Genomic DNA, 16889 nt, shown 5'->3' with positions numbered 1-16889 from the left:
GAACAGCTGCTTGCACGGATGAGGGCATCCTGGTGAGATAAAATAGGGCTTAGCCGCTCTTCCAAGCTAATTTGGAATTCGTGAATATATACTGCAGCATCCGGGACAAGTAAGGGGTTCCGGGTGCTTTTTTGTGAGTGGAGAGTGGAGGTTATGAGATAGCCTGAGAGGGAATCTGGATTTTAATGGTTATTTTTATGACAGTTTAGGATACGGGGCCTCAGGTGTGCTAAAATAGAGGAAGTGTGGGCGACAGCCTGAAAATATGGGGTGAAAGAGAGAATGCAGGGGAAAATTCTAGTCGTAGATGATGAACAGCCGATTGCGGATATTCTAAAATTTAATTTAGAAAAAGAGGGGTATGAAGTTATTCTCGCCTTCGATGGAATCAGCGCCGCAGAGCTTGCTTTGTCTGAACGCCCGGACCTGATTCTGCTCGACCTGATGCTGCCTGGCAAGGATGGCATGGATGTGTGCCGGGAAGTGCGGGCGAAGCTTGAGACCCCTATTATTATGCTCACAGCGAAGGACGGGGAGATTGATAAAGTGCTCGGTCTTGAGCTGGGTGCCGATGATTATGTGACCAAGCCTTTCAGCACAAGAGAGCTGCTGGCCCGGGTCAAGGCTCAAATGCGGCGGCGCCAGAGCAAGCCGGAAGAGGCGGCAGGGAATGGGGCCGGCAATCAGGGACTTCATTTGTTTGATTTATTCATAGATACAGACATGTATACCGTATATAAGAATGGTGAACCGCTGGATTTGACCCACCGGGAATATGAGCTTGTCTACTATATGGCGCGGAATGCCGGAAAGGTGATGACGCGCGAGCATTTGCTGCAGGCCGTATGGGGCTTTGAGTATTTCGGGGACGTCCGAACGGTGGATGTGACGATCCGGCGGCTTAGAGAGAAGATTGAGGATGACCCGAGCAAGCCGGAATATATTTTAACGCGGCGGGGACTTGGTTATTTGATGAGAAGCTCGAAAACGGGTGGTTTCTAGTCATGAGACTGAAGCTGAAGCTGCCTGCTTTCTTCCGTACAATTCAAGCTAAGCTGATTATTATATATGTCTTGCTAATCCTGATCGCGATGCAGTTGATCGGGGTTTATTTCGTCAGTGCGATGAAAAATTCCCTGACCAGCAATTTCACCCAGGAGCTGAAGGCCCGGGCTGAGCTGCTGTCGGTGCTGGCCGCGCAGAATCTGGGCACCGCAGGGACAGCGGAGACCCGGGGGGAGAAGCTCGATAACCTCGGTGTGCTGGTGGAGAACTTATTCAATCAGCCGGGTGCGGAGATTCAGGTGCTTGATTCCAGCGGCAAGGTGCTTAAGACATCCAAGTGGTCCCATGCTGATTATGTGGGCCGCAAGAATACACAGACAGTAGTCAGTATGGCGCTTCAGGGGATTGAAGATAACGAGGAATATATTATCGATGATGACAATATCCGCAAAAAGGTGGTAGCCAAGCCCGTAGTAAGTGACGGTAAGATCGTTGGCGCCATCTATATTGCCGCTTCGATGAGTGAGCTGTATGCGACCATGGACCGGATCAACAGCATCTTCATCTCGGGGATTCTGCTGGCTCTCGGTCTGACGGCGATCCTGGGCGTAATTCTAGCCCATACCATTACCTCGCCGATCAAAGAGCTTACCCGGCGGGCTACAGCCGTGGCCGAAGGTCAGCTGTACCAGAAGGTGCCTGTGCTGGGGAACGACGAAATCGGCCAGCTCAGTAACGCCTTTAACTATATGACCAGCCGGCTGCGGGATGCGCTCGCTCAGAATGAAGAGGAGAAGGAGAAGCTGGCATCGATTCTCACCAATATGAGCGATGGGGTGATCGCCACCGATGAGCTGGGGACTGTGATCCTCATGAATCGGCGGGCCAGCGCGATGCTGTTCACGGAAGGCGAGGACAAGCTTGGAACGAGCATCCAGAGCCTGCTCAGCCTGCCGAAGGACGGGAATACCACATTCGTGCAGGGCGGCATGCCGACCGAGCTCCTGGAGATCGACACGCCGGAGGGCGGGACATCGTTGATCCGGGTGACCTTTACGCCGATCCACCGGCGTGAATTCGGGATCATCGGTACAATCGCCGTGCTTCAGGATGTCACAGAGCAGGAGAAGCTGGAGGCATCCCGCCGTGAGTTCGTGGCGAATGTCTCCCATGAGCTGCGCACTCCGCTGACGACCATCAAGAGCTACACCGAAGCGCTGGAAGACGGTGCGCTGCAGGACCCGGCTCTTGGACCCCGCTTCGTCGGCGTGATCCAGAACGAGACCGAACGGATGATCCGTCTGGTCACGGATCTGCTGCATCTGTCCCGGCTCGATTCCAAGGAATCGCCGCTGCGGATGCAGATGACCGGGATTGCCGAGATGCTGGACGAGGTGGCTGACCGGTTTTCTTTTCAGATGCAGGAGAAGGAGATCGACATCCATGTTGAAGTGGAGCAAGGCATCCATAAGGTGGCGCTTGACCGGGATCAGATTGACCAGGTGTTGGACAACCTGATTTCCAATGCAATGAAATATACCGCCGGCGGGTCGATTGCAATCAAGGCTCGCAGTACTGAAGATGGAATGCTGGCGATCTCGGTTCAGGATACCGGTATCGGGATTCCCAAGAAGGATTTGGACCGTATTTTTGAACGCTTTTACCGCGTGGACAAGGCCCGCTCGCGCAATATGGGCGGCACTGGGCTTGGATTATCCATTGCCCGGGAAATTGTCAAAGCGCATGGGGGAACGATATCCCTGGAATCCGAACTTGGCAAGGGCACGACAGTCACCTTCACCTTACCGATGGAGATGAGAGGGGGCGGAGAGCTGTGAAGGAGACAGTGAAGTCCACGGTGCTTCTGCTGCTGATCCTCTGCAGCTTGATTCAGAGTTATTTCCTGATTTACCGGCTTCCCGGCAACAATCCGGTGGTAAAGTCGGAGAGCGACTATGTGAAGACGGACAATATGGGTGCGGAGATGAAGGCAGAGGAGCTGGTCTACCCGGCGGAAATGATTATGCATATGGGCAATGGCAAGCATACGATCTTCTATCCAGGATCAACCTTCTACAAGCTGATTAATTCCCGCCTGCAGGGCCGGTTATTCGCCGGGTTCCAGCGATATGACACCAGCGGAATGAACTGGAATACCATCCGGAAGCAGAATGAGGGCATTGAGCTGCGGTTTGGCGCAGGAGTTCCAGTAGCGATGCTGCAGAAGGTTATGCAGATCTCCAATGATCTGATGCTTCAAGAGGAGACGATCAACCGGATTCTGATCTACAATGTGAAGAGCGAGGACAAGGTTCGGGCGTTCTTCTTCAGCTCACGGGGCGGGGCGGTGTATGAAGCCAAGAATGCCGATTTGACGGTGCAGGATGTGCGGCAGCATGTCGGCTTCGGCAAGGAATGGACACCTTCCTACACTCTGATGGACAGCGGTTATTATGTGCCAGATACGAAAATTGGTGCCTTTGAGGTGACTCTGAAGACAGGAGTCTTTACGACGGATCAAATGCAGAAGAGCCTGTTCGCGGACCCGAGCATTACCCGGAATATCCGGGAGAAGGATGGCTCCGAAATTTATACAGATATCAAGCGAAGTCTGCAATTCAAGCAGAATCAGAACTGGATTAACTATACCGACCCGGCGGCATCGGGCGGTACAGATAATAATATCGGAAAGAATGCCCTATCGGCGGTGGAGTTCGTCAACCAGCACGGCGGATGGGATAATGCGGCCGGTTCCTCTTACCGGATGGAAGTAACCAGCGAAGCTGAGTTTAGCGGAGACAGCAAGCGGCGTCAGGATCTGGTGACGTTCCAGCAGTATTATAAGTCCCTGCCGATCCTGGATCTGGATACGTTCCATTATGGCGTGTTGAGGCTGGACATGCATCAGGGGATGGTGACAAGCTATGAGCGGTCACTGATTTATACCCGGAGTATGGATATGAGCAAGACTGTTAAGAGACAACTGCCTGGCGGCAAAGAGCTTGCCGCGCTGGTGAATAAGGCAGCGAAGGACAGAACCGTAAGCTGGCTGTACCCTGCGTATCAGCCGTTCCTTACAGGCGAGGAGCTTCAGCTTCAGCCGGTCTGGGTGCTGGTATTCAGCAGCGGTGAGAAGCAAATTTTGCAGCAGGGTTTCTGAGAATCAACCCGGGAAAGGGGGATGAGGGATGCATTGGGGAAGAGCGAAGAATGTGTTGATCTATGCTTTTCTGCTGCTTAATCTGGTGCTCGGTTATCAGCTGTGGATGGATAAACGCGATCAGGCGAGTGCCAATTTGGACCTCACCTCCTTGACCGAGAGCACACAGCGAAGTATGGATGAGAAACAGATTCAGGTGCGGGCTCAGATTCCGGCAGAGACCCCGGCCCTGCCCAAGATTAATTATAGGCTGATTAAGCCTGCTGGAAGCGAGCCGATCAAGCTGGCAGAGCCGGTCGACAGTCGGTTGATTTTTAATGCGAAGGGGCTCGTAAGTGCTCTGGAGTCTCAAATCCCTCAGATCGGCAGCTACCGTTATGATCAGGAGAGCAGCATGGACAGTGTGTTCATCCTTCATCCCCTAGCTCTGGAGGAATGGCCGCTGTTTAATATTAATCTGGAGCTGAACTATAGCAATCAGAAGGTTACATCGTACCGGATGGAATCGATTGAGGTGGTTCAGATGGATGAGGAGAAGGCGCAGCCGGTGCTGCCCGCTTCCAAGGCGCTTGGGTTTCTGATTGATAAATTTCTGCCGAAAAGGACGATTGTGACCGATATCGAGCTTGGTTATTACGGACAGGTGTTCAATTCGGAGGCCCAGGTGGCTGCGCCAGCCTGGAGATTCACTCTGGGCAATGGGGAGAAGTATTACGTACTAGGCAGCGGAGATGTGATCAGTCCGGATGCAGAGAAAATAAAGGAGTAATCAGCATGGGAATACAATTTACAGTGCTGTCCAGCGGCTCGACCGGGAACGCCACAGTGGTGACGGACGGTCAAGTCACGCTCATGATCGATGCCGGCTTCAGCGCACGGCGTATCGACGAGCTGCTCGGCATGCGTGAAATGACAGGAGATCAACTTCACGGAATACTCATCACCCATGAGCATTCCGATCATATCAAAGGCCTTGGGCCGGTGGCTCGTAAGTACAACCTTCCGGTATATGCTAATGAGAAGACTTGGGAGGCTATTGGCAAAAGTGTCGGGGCGCTTGCTGACGACCAGCGTATCGTCTTCGGAACCGGGGAAGCCCGCGACTTCGGGTCGCTGCGGGTGGAGTCGTTCTCCATTTCCCACGATGCTGCCGATCCGGTGGGTTACGTCTTCCATGATGGCAAGCATAAGCTGAGTGTCGTGACTGACCTCGGTTATGCCAGCGACAAAGTGAAGACGACTATTGCTGATTCGGATGTGCTTGTGCTTGAGGCCAATCATGATATCGAAATGCTTCGTATGGGCCGCTACCCATGGAATACGAAACGCAGAATTCTTGGCGACATGGGGCACTTGTCCAATGAGGCTTCAGGCGAGGTGCTGAGCGAGCTGCTCAACGGCCGGCTGAAGCGCACGTATTTGGCTCACCTGAGCCGGGAGCATAACATGCTTGACCTGGCCAAGCTTGCGGTCCGCGGTGCGATGGAAGACCGGGGCTGCTTCTACAAGGACAGTGAGTTTAAGCTGTGTGAAACTTATTATGATCGGCCTACGCCATGGGATATGGTGGGGGAACCATAAATTGATCGAGTTCGGCGGCCTTCCCCGCGATATCCTCCCGGGTAAGGATGCCCTTCTCAATCAGCAGTTCTATGACTACGCTGAGCGCAAGCACGGTATGATAGTGCTCATCCTTCAGATCCGCCAGCTTGGCCATCACATTCACTTCGTTCATTGGGGATGATAACCGGTCCATAGGTTCAGCTCCTTGAGCGTATTTTTTTTGCAAAAAACGTCCTGGCTCTGCGGGTAAACAGCCCGAAAAAAGGGTAAAAGTACTATACGGTTGCCCCAGTGCAGTACTACCTAATACCCGCTTTACATTCTTCCATTAAAAACCGTAATTTAATTCACCTGCGACGGGATAAAATTTGATAGAATGGACATATCTACTAAGCTTGTACTAGTGTAGTCCAAGACTCGTAGAAACATTCCTTTTTCAGAAAGAAAAAGTTTGTTTTTTATCTTACATTCGGGTAACTATTTGAGTTCTGGTTACGTCAACAATTGCAGAGTGAAGCCAGTATGGTTCGATTGAAGAGACGGGTCTGACAGGAAAATGGAAAATCCGGCGTTTTGCCGGGCATACGGGAACACATCCGGCGCATAACATGAAGAGGCGAATCTCAGCTTAAAGCTTGCTCTCTCATACAGCCGGGCATCAGATTACCTGAACTATTCTCAGGCAGTCCCCTCCATAACCAAGAGCAGTAAGCCACGGGCGAACAGGTGGCTTTAGATAGAGTCTGACAACCATGCAGTTCATATATAGAGATGAGTACAGGTAAGGCGGAGCGCAAGTAACGGAGGGAGAGAATCAACCATGGGATTGTTTGACGACGACTTTTATTCCACAAAAGTATCTAAACGGCTTACCCGCAGGAGCAATACGGACAGCAGCAGATGGTCCTCGGGCACGAAGCGGCGCAAAAGCCTCGGCACCTTTCAAATTTCACTGATCTGTTCAGTACTGAGTGCGGTTGTGGCCGTGGCATTGTACACCTGGATTGCAAGTCCCCCCTCCAGAACCCAGGCGGGAGCGCTTAGCGGCAGCTTCCTGCATAAGACGGATAATGATCCGTATGAGCGGATTGTGCAGGCAGCGGCCAAGGTACGTCCGGCGGTGGTAAGTATTCTGAATCACCGTGATGAATCCTCCAAGGTGGCACCTGATGATGCGGCCCTCGGCTCAGGTGTAATCTTCAAAAAGACAGATAACAAGGCGTACATTATTACTAATGCCCACGTTATTGCCAATACGCAGGATCTGGAGATCGTCACCGTGGATGGGGATTCCCGTACAGCAACGGTGGTAGGCAAGGACACGGTAAGTGATCTTGCGGTGCTTGAGATTAATGCGGAAGGGATCAAGACGGTAGCCGAAATGGGCAATTCCAAGGCTCTCCGGCTGGGCGAGACGGTAATTGCCATCGGCAACCCGCTGGGACTTGGCGATACCTTGACCTCCGGCATTGTCAGCTATCCGAACCGGATTATTCCGGTGTCCCTGAACCAGGATGGTGTCTATGATTGGGAGCAGGAAGTGATCCAGACCGATGCCGCCATCAATGAAGGCAACAGCGGCGGAGCCCTGGTTAACCTGAACGGTCAAGTGATCGGCATCAACACGATGAAGATCTCGGATACCGGCGTGGAAGGGATTGGCTTTGCCATTCCGGTCTCGGATGTGATGAGCACCGTGAACAATCTGATTGAGCACGGCAAGATAGTCCGGCCGTACCTTGGAGTATACTCCCTAGATCTGAACAATCCGTATGCCCCTTTGAGCGAGGATCAGCGCAAGGATCTTAAGCTGCCGCCGGATATCAAGGATGGCGTGCTTGTGCTGGAAGCCCATGGACCAGCGGAGAAGGCTGGTATCAAGCTCAATGATGTGATTACGAAGCTCGATGGCAAGCCTGTAGATTCGACGCTCGCGCTCCGCAAATATTTGTATGATGTGAAGAAGGTTGGCGAAGAGATGGAAGTGACGCTGTACCGGGGCGGGAAGGAAGAGACGGTGAGTGTCACCTTGACCGATAAGCCGACCGAAGACAGCGACGCCGATTCGCAGAAATAAAACAAAATCTAGCCGAAGGCACCTCTTGGAATGTGGAATTCTAAGAAGGTGTCTTTTTTGCGGGGGGAATTTTTGTAGGGGACATCCGGGCTGCTAAATAAAAAAACTTTAAAAATTAACCGATCTCAGCTTCGATCCCGAGTGATTCTGAAGAAGCAGAGCGTCCGCCTTTGTCTCCGAAATGCCCCTACTTGGATGTCTAGTTCAAGCATTTCGGAGACAACAGCGGCCTTAAAGAACACTCGGCATCGCAGCGCCCCATAAGGGTAACCTTCATAAGTACATTTTATATAGCATTATTTATCGGGGGGGGGATCAAGGATTGGACACTTGGGAGGCGGTTTGGTTATTTTTTGGTGTAGGACTTCGTAGATTAGTATTGCAGGCATGTATTTCAGTATGATAAATAAATAGGCAGACTTAAATGGCAATATAACAGAGACTATATAAAATGAACTTTAGAATTAACCGATCTCAGCTTCGATCCCGAGTGATTCTGAAGAAGCATCGCAGCGCCCGAATAGGGTAACTTTCATAAGTTCATTTTATATATATTAAAGGATCGAAAGAGGGACAATATGGCCTTTCATGGACAAAAAATTTTGCCGGCCGCCCGGCATATGAAGCATTTCGAGCGGATTCTGAAAAGTTCTTACGAATATGCGGTCTTTCTGGACACGCATGTGGCCCAGCTGAAGAACATTTACCAAATGGCCCGGGATCACGGTAAAAAAATGCTGCTGCATGCGGATTTGGTTCAGGGGCTGAAAACCGATGATTATGCGGTGGAATATTTGTGTCAGGATATCAAGCCCTACGGGCTGATCTCTACCCGGGCCGGTGTAATTCTTAAGGCGAAGCAGAAGGGCGTAGTTGCAATTCAGCGGCTGTTCCTGCTGGATACCCTGGCTTTGGAGAAGAGTTATGTGCTGCTGGAGAAAACACAGCCAGATTACATCGAGGTACTGCCGGGAATTATGCCTGAAATTATTACTGAGGTGCATGAGCGCACGAATATTCCGATTCTGGCCGGGGGGCTAATCCGCAGCGCTGAGGACGTAGAGAAAGCCATTAAAGCGGGAGCCTCTGCGGTAACCACTTCCAATGAACAGCTTATCAAACAGTACAGCCGGTAAAGAGGGGGCCTGGCAAGGGCCCATTTTTTGGCTTATTTTTATTGTCAATGAAATTTAGTTGTTGACACCGCTTACATTATGATCTATTGTTGAACTACAAGGTACGAACTAACACTCTTACTAAGTGACTTACCTCATGACTTAGTTCGGGCCCGACAAGTTCATAATTGTGGCGGAGATATGGAGACCCACATCAATTTTCTTCCGTGAGGAGGGATTTTTGATGCAGGTCTCTTTTTGTTTGCGCCCGATGAAAGAGGAGGAGAAGATTGTGACGCCATTTGTTGCTGAATTGTTAGGCACCATGATCCTTATTGTGTTAGGAGCTGGCGTATGTGCCGGGGTATCCCTGAAGAAATCCTTTGCCGCAAACTCAGGCTGGATAGTCATCACGATGGGTTGGGGACTTGCGGTGGCTGTGGCCGTCTATGCGGTCGGACAGTTTAGCGGGGCTCACCTGAATCCGGCGGTGACGCTGGCACTGGCACTTAAGGGCGATTTCCCATGGTCAGAGGTACCTAGTTACATGCTTGCGCAGCTGATCGGCGCTATTCTGGGCGCGGTGATCGTGTACTTGCACTATCTGCCGCACTGGAGAGAGACGGAGGATCCCGGCACTAAGCTGGGCGTGTTCGCCACAGGAGGCGCCATTCCTCATGCCTTTTCCAATGTGCTCAGTGAAACCATAGGAACGTTCATCTTCGTTATGGCCCTGCTCGCGATGGGTGCCAACAAATTCACAGACGGATTGAATCCGCTGCTTGTCGGTTTCCTGGTTGTTTCGATCGGGTTATCCCTTGGAGGGACTACAGGATATGCGATTAATCCAGCACGGGATCTTGGACCCCGGATTGCACATATGCTGCTGCCGATTCCCGGCAAGGGATCATCGAATTGGGGGTACGCCTGGATTCCGGTGGTCGGGCCCCTGCTTGGCGGAGGTTTTGCCGGAGTGTTCTACAAAGCGGTGTTCCAGGGTGTATGGACTCAGGCATTCTGGTATGTATTGGCCGCGAATATTATGATATTGTTAATTGCTTTTGTGGCGAGCCGCAAACCTGCCCCACCAGCCCGTCGAGGCAAGGCCGCTGCTTGATCCTTATAAGATTCCTAAATTAAGTACTGGAGGTATCATTCATGGAAAAATATATTATGTCCCTTGATCAGGGTACGACAAGCTCCCGCGCGATACTGTTCAATAAACAAGGCGAGATCGTATATACAGCACAAAGAGAGTTCCCCCAGTATTTCCCTCAGCCGGGCTGGGTGGAGCAGAATGCCAATGAGATCTGGAGCTCCATCCTTGCGGTTATTGCCTCATGTCTTGCGGAGTCAGGCGTAAAGCCTAGCCAGATTGAAGGCATCGGGATCACGAATCAGCGTGAGACCGCAGTTGTATGGGATAAAGAGACCGGAGTTCCGATCTATCACGCGATCGTCTGGCAGTCCCGCCAGACGGCGGATATTTGCGAGCAGCTGAAGGCAGAGGGGCTCGACGATTTGTTCCGGCAGAAGACCGGCCTTCTGATCGATGCGTATTTCTCCGGTACGAAGGTGAAGTGGATTCTGGACCATGTGGATGGAGCCCGGGAGAAGGCGGAGCGCGGCGAGCTGCTGTTCGGCACGATTGATACGTGGCTGATATGGAAGCTGTCGGGGGGAGCCGTACACGTGACCGATTATTCCAATGCTTCGCGGACACTGATGTACAACATACATGAGCTTAAGTGGGATGAAGAGCTTCTGGAGATTCTGAATATACCTAAGGCTATGCTGCCAGAGGTTCGTCCTTCCTCTGAGATATATGGCCATACGGTGGATTATCATTTCTTCGGGGAGCAGATTCCAATTGCGGGAGCAGCCGGAGACCAGCAGGCGGCGTTGTTCGGTCAGGCATGTTATGAGCAGGGCATGGTGAAGTCCACGTACGGCACCGGATGTTTCATGCTGATGAATACCGGTACGGAGCCGGTTACCTCCAAGCATGGGCTTATCACCACAATTGCCTGGGGAATCGACGGTAGGGTGGAGTATGCGCTGGAGGGCAGTATTTTTGTCGGTGGCTCGGCGATCCAATGGCTGCGTGACGGTCTGCGGATGTTCCGTGAGGCCAAGGACAGTGAGCAGTATGCGGCCCGGGTGGAGTCGACGGATGGCGTATATCTGGTGCCGGCCTTTGTAGGTCTTGGCAGCCCGTATTGGGACAGTGAGGTCCGGGGGGCTATGTTCGGATTGACGCGGGGCACGACCAAAGAGCACTTTATCCGTGCTACGCTGGAGTCGCTGGCTTATCAGACGAAGGATATTCTGGATGTGATGGAGCAGGACTCCGGAATTCCGGTGAAGACTCTGCGGGTGGACGGCGGAGCAGTAATGAACAACTTCCTGATGAATTTCCAGAGTGATATTATAGGCCTGCCCGTAGAGCGTCCGGTCATTCATGAGACGACCGCGCTTGGGGCCGCCTATCTGGCAGGGCTTGCCGTCGGATATTGGAAGGATCAAGAGGAAATCTGCAACAAGTGGAGTGTAGAGCGCGTATTTGAGCCGGAAATGGAAGAAGAGCGCAAGAATAAGCTTTATGAGGGTTGGAAAAAGGCAGTTCATGCCGCTATGGCCTTTAAATAATAAAAAATGGGCCAATTCCCCGGTTGGATTGTAATGATTATCATGGTATTATAATTACAAGTTAATAATTTGTCAGGAGATCAGGAGAGACCACATTACATGACAGCCTATGCAAGGCGGCTGGAGTGTATTTGTGGTCTCTTTTGTGTTAATTGGAGGAGGAGCAGGATATGACAACCGCATTTTCAAGCAAGAGAAGAGAGATGACGTTGCAGGACATGGTGAATGGGACTCTTGATGTGCTGGTTATTGGGGGAGGTATTACAGGCTCGGGTATCGCTCTGGACGCGGCATCCCGCGGTATGAATGTCGGCCTGGTCGAGATGCAGGATTATGCTGCTGGTACCTCTAGCCGCTCCACCAAGCTCGTGCACGGGGGACTTAGATATTTGAAACAGCTGGAAGTCGGCGTGGTAGCTGAAGTCGGCAAGGAGCGTGCGATCGTATATGAGAATGGCCCGCATGTGACCACACCGGAATGGATGCTGCTTCCGTTTCATAAGGGAGGAACGTTTGGCAAGTTCACGACCTCCATGGGCCTTCGTGTCTATGACTTCCTCGCTGGGGTGAAGCGCAGCGAGCGGCGCAAGATGCTGTCGGTGTCGGAGACGCTCAGCAAGGAGCCGCTGATCAAGAAGAAGGACCTCAAGGGCGGCGGGTACTACGTTGAATATCGTACCGATGACGCCAGACTGACGATCGAGGTGCTGAAGGAGGCCGTGTCCAAGGGGGCCTTGGCCGTGAACTATGCTAAAGTAACGGAGTTTATTTATGATAAGGATATCGTTGCCGGGGTGGTTATCACCGATCTGCTAAGCGGCAGAACGTATGAGGTCCGCGCCCGGAAGATTGTAAATGCCGCCGGTCCTTGGGTTGATACGCTTCGCGAAATGGATCATTCCAAGATCGGTAAGACGCTGCAGCTGACCAAGGGGATTCATCTGGTAATTGACCAGAAGCGGTTCCCGCTTCGCCAGGCGATCTACTTCGATACGCCGGATGGCCGGATGGTATTCGCCATTCCCCGGGACGGCAAGACATATGTGGGGACGACCGACACCGTCTATAAAGCGGATACCAGCCATCCCCGGATGACGGTAGCGGACCGGAAATATGTGATGGATGCCATCAACTACATGTTCCCGGAGGTGCAAATTACCGAGAAGGATATCGAATCCAGCTGGGCGGGTGTGCGTCCGCTAATTCATGAAGAAGGCAAGGACCCTTCGGAAATCTCCCGCAAGGATGAAATCTGGCAGTCCGATTCCGGACTGATTACGATTGCCGGCGGCAAGCTAACCGGATACCGCAAGATGGCCGAGACAGTCGTGGATAAGGTTGCCTCCCAGCTGCAGGCTGAAGGCCATTCCGCGTTCCCTGCTTGTTCCACCAAGCATATGCCGATATCCGGTGGACATGTTGGCGGCTCTGATAAATTCAAGACTTTTGTGGCAGAGAAGGTGGAGCAGGGAATGAATCAGGGGCTGACAAGAGAGCTTGCGGCCAAATGGACTTCATCTTACGGCTCCAATGTGGACCGTCTGTATGAGATTGCTGCCGAATGCGCGGCTGAGGCTGCGGCAGGACCTCTGCCTCTTGAGGTGCTGGTTCCTCTCCGGTATGCGATGGAAGAAGAGATGACGGTTAAGCCGGCGGATTTCTTCATCCGGCGCACGGGAGCCCTATTTTTCAATATCCAGTGGGTACGCACTTGGAAGCAGCATGTCGTGAACTATATGGCAGAGTCCCTTGGATGGAGCCCGGAACAGAAAATGTCTTACGCCAGCGAGCTTGAAATGTATTTGCATGATGCGGTTGTTCCTGAAGACGCGGAAAATCTGCGTTCAAGTAAGGCGAGAGAGCCTCAGAAGATCAGTTAATGGATAGGATCAAATGCCTTTCGTGTCCCTGGACGTGGGACATATGCGGTTTTCTTTTGGCTGGGAGTATGGTAGAACTGATATAGGGGAGAATCCCCTGACAGACCAAATGGAGATTGCAGCATAGAAAGGATGCGCTTTAGCTTATGTACGTAGTATGCAAAGATCATGTGGAACTGGCGATTGATATGTTCGTGGACGAATTTGAGGATGCCCCGGATATCGTGGATTTGAAGGAGACGGAGTTCTCGGATTGGGATCCGCCAGTCAAGTGCTCGCAGTGTGACCAGGCGGCTGTATTTCTGGTTGTGTAAAGTAAATGTGCAGATGAATCCGGTGAACGAGCGGATATCATAATAGAATCATCAACAAGGGGCGCCCATAGGCGTCCTTTTTTTGTGTGAAAAGGCGCCCGCCGGTGAAGCGAATGGTGGGTGGGGAATAGCTGAAAGCTGGCCAAGGACAAAGAGGTTTAGGGAAGCGGAGAAAGTAAATGATATTTTCCAAATGAGAGGAGTATTGGAATGACCTTAGAAATTGAGACAGCGACAGCAAAGGACAAATAAATGCAGTCCTAAACCGCCGCATCTCTTTTTTTCGAATTTTTTTAGAATCGTAATTTGTTCCGAATCAAGCGACCAGACTGATCAAATTGCCATCAGGGTCCTTTATGATTGCATAACGCTCGTTCCAAGGCGTATCGTTCGGCTCAAGATGCCCTTTATATCCCCGTTCTGTCAATCGGTCATAGGTTTCATCCAGCGCTTCCTTGCTGTCCAACTGGAAAGCAATCTCCATCCGGTAACCGGCAGGCTCCTGCTTGACGCCTAGAACCATCTCCGCTGCTTCCAACGTATCAAAAGCAAGGAGAACATCGTGATATGCTACTTCGACATGTGCTTCTCCATTTGCGCTTTCCGGTATTTCCAAGCCCAATATCCGATAAAATTCTAAGGACTTTTTCATTTCTTTTACGAAAAACGCTATTCTTTTTAACTTAACTGCCATGCTTCCCAGCTCCCATCTAATGAATTGATTGTTCACCTCCCATTGTATCGATGACAAAGACTGCTCAAATAGGAAAAAACGGACTCCTTTTACCTCTTTCTTATCAAGCCTTTAAGAGACATTCCATAATATTGTGTAAAAGTATTGGTAAAATGCGACTCGTCGTAATAGCCATATTTGAGCGCAAGATCCGCTAAACTGGAATACCTGCCTTGATGAAACTCCTGCAGTGTGCTTTGAAACCGGACAATGCCCAGCATCTCCTTCGGACTTAAGCCGAATTCCTGATCGAATACCCTTCTAAGATGCCGTTCACTACAGTGAACTTGATTGGCCAAGTTCGTTACGGATAGATTCCCTTTGCGGTCATAAATAATCTGCATGCTTTGGTACACTAGTGGGGAAATGGCTATATCGCTATCCGCCAAAATCCGATCTAAATGTTGCTCGGCAACCGCAAGAATGTCAGGGATCGTTTGAGCGGCCAATATTTCTTCGACACAGTACATTCCTTTAAGACTCAGGACATCTTCCAAATAGATACGTTCTCCCTTTAACGCCGAAAGGGGCGTTTTTAGAATCGAACGGGCTGACTCCGAGTATAACCGAATGCCAAATAAGGAACGTGCTTCCGAGAACTGAAGTACTTCTGATTGAGTTGTAAGCCCCACAACATAGGCAGCCTTCCGACTGGCGGGAGAAAGAAGATTCACGACAATATCGACACAGCCATCGGGTATAACCCGATGGCCTATTTGGTCCGGAACAGGACGGAAATCCATTGTCCAAAAAGAAGCCACATGCGATTCCAAGCGAGGACTAGGCGGATATTCCCGGCATTTATACCATGGTTGATGCAGCTCTGGCTGCAATTTGGGAGAATGAACGGGATGGAACGAATGAGTCATTCTCAGTCCCTCCTTGATCGAGATCATTTCTGTCACAACTTTGTATTCATTAAAGCCTTTGTATCCCAATACAACCATAACTTTGGGGTAAAGTTCAAGGTCAAGAGTGCAAATATAAAAGACTTTAAACAGAATCAAGTATTTATTTTCAAGGGATAGTATTAAGAAGGGTGACCTTGTCTCGATTGCTTTTCTGAAAATAATGCTTTATTATTATAGTTCTAAAATATTAGAACTATTAAATAAAATATTTGCCTACTGGAGAGTGATTACGTATGACACAGATGTTAAATAACCGTTCTATCCTCCTGCGTTCCCGTCCGCAGGGGCTGCCGACGGAAGACAATTTCGAATTTATACAATCCCCGGTAAGTGAGCTTAAGGAGAATGAGGTGCTCATCCGGTCCATTTATTTGTCCGTCGATCCGTACATGAGGGGACGGATGAGTGAAGGCAAGTCCTATGTGGAGCCGTATCGGGTGGGTGAGCCCATCACCGGCGGTGTGGTGGGTGAGGTTGTAAAGTCCAGCTCTCCACAGCTCAAAGTGGGAGATCACGTTCTGGGTATGCTCGGATGGCAGCTCTATAATGTAGCGGATGCAGGCTCCGTACGCAAAATTGACAGTTCGCTTGCCCCTCTGTCGGCGTACTTAAGCGTCCTTGGCTTAACCGGCCTTACCGCGTATTTCGGGCTGATCGATATCGGAAAGCCCAAAGCGGGGGAGACCGTGGTGGTGTCCGGTGCAGCTGGCGCGGTAGGCATGATTGTCGGGCAGATTGCCAAGATCAAGGGCGCCCGTGTGGTTGGAATCGCCGGAACGGATGAGAAGGTGCGGTATTTGCAGGAGGAGCTTGGGTTCGATGCGGCAATTAATTACAAGACCGCTGCCGATCTGGAGCAAGCCGTGAAACTGGCCTGCCCGGAAGGCGTTGATGTGTATTTTGACAACGTGGGCGGACCGGTGTCAGACGCCGTCATGAATGCACTGAACGATCACGCAAGAATCCCGCTGTGCGGGGCTATTTCCTCGTACAACAATCCCGAGGGAGATATCGGTCCCCGCATTCAGACCAAGCTGATCAAGACCCGGTCCCTGATTCAAGGATTCGTGCTTAGTGATTATTCGGACCGGATGGGTGAGGGAATGCAGGAGCTTGGGCAGTGGGTGGCCCAGGGCCGTCTGAAATACGAAGAGACGGTGATCGAGGGCTTCGATCAAGTACCGCAGGCCTTCCTTAAGCTGTTCCAAGGCTCAAACCTTGGAAAAATGCTCGTAAAGGTGAGCGATGAGGATACTCGCCTTTTACAAACGATTTGAATGAAAGAAAGGCCCTTCACGTTGATGAAGGGCCTTTCTTTAGTATGTATTACGGTTATGAGGGTGGCCCTTGAGCACCGGCATAATCCAGACTCTGTTTCCATATAATGCGGGCTAGATGTGTGTGAATTCAAAAAGGAGAAGGCCCATAGGGCCCTCCGGAACAAGTGATCCTTACCAGCAGTGTTTTCTGTGGTGGTGTTTT

Annotated in this window: 15 protein-coding genes; 12 read left to right on the top strand and 3 right to left on the bottom strand. The window is 51.2% G+C overall.

Annotated elements, in window-relative coordinates; all coding sequences use genetic code 11:
- The first annotated feature begins 282 nt into the window (after window positions 1–282).
- From yycF to KJS63_RS13100, 5 genes are read left to right on the top strand one after another with little or no spacing between them, the layout of a single operon-like run.
- Complete coding sequence (gene yycF, locus KJS63_RS13120; RefSeq protein WP_213619528.1) at window positions 283–1002, top strand: response regulator YycF; 720 nt, start codon at window positions 283–285, stop codon at window positions 1000–1002.
- 2 nt (window positions 1003–1004) lie between these two features.
- Window positions 1005–2843 carry a cell wall metabolism sensor histidine kinase WalK gene (gene walK / locus KJS63_RS13115; protein WP_374706283.1) on the top strand — a complete coding sequence of 613 codons (1839 nt, stop codon included), beginning with the start codon at window positions 1005–1007 and terminating at the stop codon, window positions 2841–2843.
- The gene (locus KJS63_RS13110; RefSeq protein ID WP_213619527.1) at window positions 2840–4165 is read left to right on the top strand and encodes a YycH family regulatory protein; all 1326 of its coding nucleotides are present in this window, start codon (window positions 2840–2842) and stop codon (window positions 4163–4165) included. Before walK ends, KJS63_RS13110 begins: the two co-directional genes overlap by 4 nt.
- A 28-nt stretch (window positions 4166–4193) precedes the next feature.
- Window positions 4194–4934, top strand: coding sequence for a two-component system regulatory protein YycI (gene yycI, locus KJS63_RS13105; protein ID WP_213619526.1), 741 nt, complete (start codon window positions 4194–4196; stop codon window positions 4932–4934).
- A gap of 5 nt (window positions 4935–4939) precedes the next feature.
- Entirely contained in the window at window positions 4940–5746 is an 807-nt protein-coding gene (locus tag KJS63_RS13100; protein WP_213619525.1) for an MBL fold metallo-hydrolase, read from the top strand.
- Here the strand turns inward: KJS63_RS13100 and KJS63_RS13095 are convergent.
- A complete protein-coding gene (locus KJS63_RS13095; RefSeq protein WP_068621582.1) occupies window positions 5715–5921 on the bottom strand; it encodes a hypothetical protein in 207 nt (68 codons plus the stop codon). The two genes, KJS63_RS13100 and KJS63_RS13095, sit on opposite strands and share 32 nt — an antisense overlap.
- Before the next feature lie 627 nt (window positions 5922–6548).
- Here KJS63_RS13095 and KJS63_RS13090 point away from each other — a divergent pair.
- The 6 genes from KJS63_RS13090 (at window position 6549) to KJS63_RS13065 (ending at window position 13763) form a co-directional block, all read left to right on the top strand.
- Window positions 6549–7805, top strand: a complete 1257-nt coding sequence (locus KJS63_RS13090) for a S1C family serine protease (protein WP_213619524.1) — start codon at window positions 6549–6551, stop codon at window positions 7803–7805.
- 578 nt (window positions 7806–8383) lie between these two features.
- The gene (locus KJS63_RS13085) at window positions 8384–8941 is read left to right on the top strand and encodes a glycerol-3-phosphate responsive antiterminator (RefSeq protein WP_213619523.1); all 558 of its coding nucleotides are present in this window, start codon (window positions 8384–8386) and stop codon (window positions 8939–8941) included.
- Window positions 8942–9191: 250 nt separating this feature from the next.
- Window positions 9192–10037: an MIP/aquaporin family protein gene (locus KJS63_RS13080; protein ID WP_374706287.1), complete on the top strand. Its 846-nt coding sequence runs from the start codon at window positions 9192–9194 to the stop codon at window positions 10035–10037.
- A gap of 41 nt (window positions 10038–10078) precedes the next feature.
- A complete protein-coding gene (gene glpK, locus KJS63_RS13075) occupies window positions 10079–11569 on the top strand; it encodes a glycerol kinase GlpK (protein ID WP_068621576.1) in 1491 nt (496 codons plus the stop codon).
- A gap of 170 nt (window positions 11570–11739) precedes the next feature.
- Entirely contained in the window at window positions 11740–13449 is a 1710-nt protein-coding gene (locus tag KJS63_RS13070; protein ID WP_213619522.1) for a glycerol-3-phosphate dehydrogenase/oxidase, read from the top strand.
- Window positions 13450–13595: 146 nt separating this feature from the next.
- Window positions 13596–13763, top strand: coding sequence for a CxxH/CxxC protein (locus KJS63_RS13065; protein WP_068621573.1), 168 nt, complete (start codon window positions 13596–13598; stop codon window positions 13761–13763).
- A 316-nt stretch (window positions 13764–14079) separates the two neighbouring features.
- Here KJS63_RS13065 and KJS63_RS13060 read toward each other — a convergent pair whose 3' ends face one another.
- The gene (locus KJS63_RS13060; protein WP_213619521.1) at window positions 14080–14457 is read right to left on the bottom strand and encodes a VOC family protein; all 378 of its coding nucleotides are present in this window, start codon (window positions 14455–14457) and stop codon (window positions 14080–14082) included.
- 89 nt (window positions 14458–14546) lie between these two features.
- A complete protein-coding gene (locus KJS63_RS13055) occupies window positions 14547–15365 on the bottom strand; it encodes a helix-turn-helix transcriptional regulator (protein WP_213619520.1) in 819 nt (272 codons plus the stop codon).
- Window positions 15366–15640: 275 nt separating this feature from the next.
- Between KJS63_RS13055 and KJS63_RS13050 the strand changes: the two genes are divergently transcribed.
- Complete coding sequence (locus KJS63_RS13050) at window positions 15641–16684, top strand: NADP-dependent oxidoreductase (protein ID WP_213619519.1); 1044 nt, start codon at window positions 15641–15643, stop codon at window positions 16682–16684.
- Window positions 16685–16889 lie beyond the last annotated feature (205 nt).

Source organism: Paenibacillus sp. J22TS3, assembly GCF_018403205.1.
Lineage (GTDB): Bacteria > Bacillota > Bacilli > Paenibacillales > Paenibacillaceae > Fontibacillus > Fontibacillus tuaregi.
This window is presented reverse-complemented; position numbering and strand designations above follow the sequence as displayed.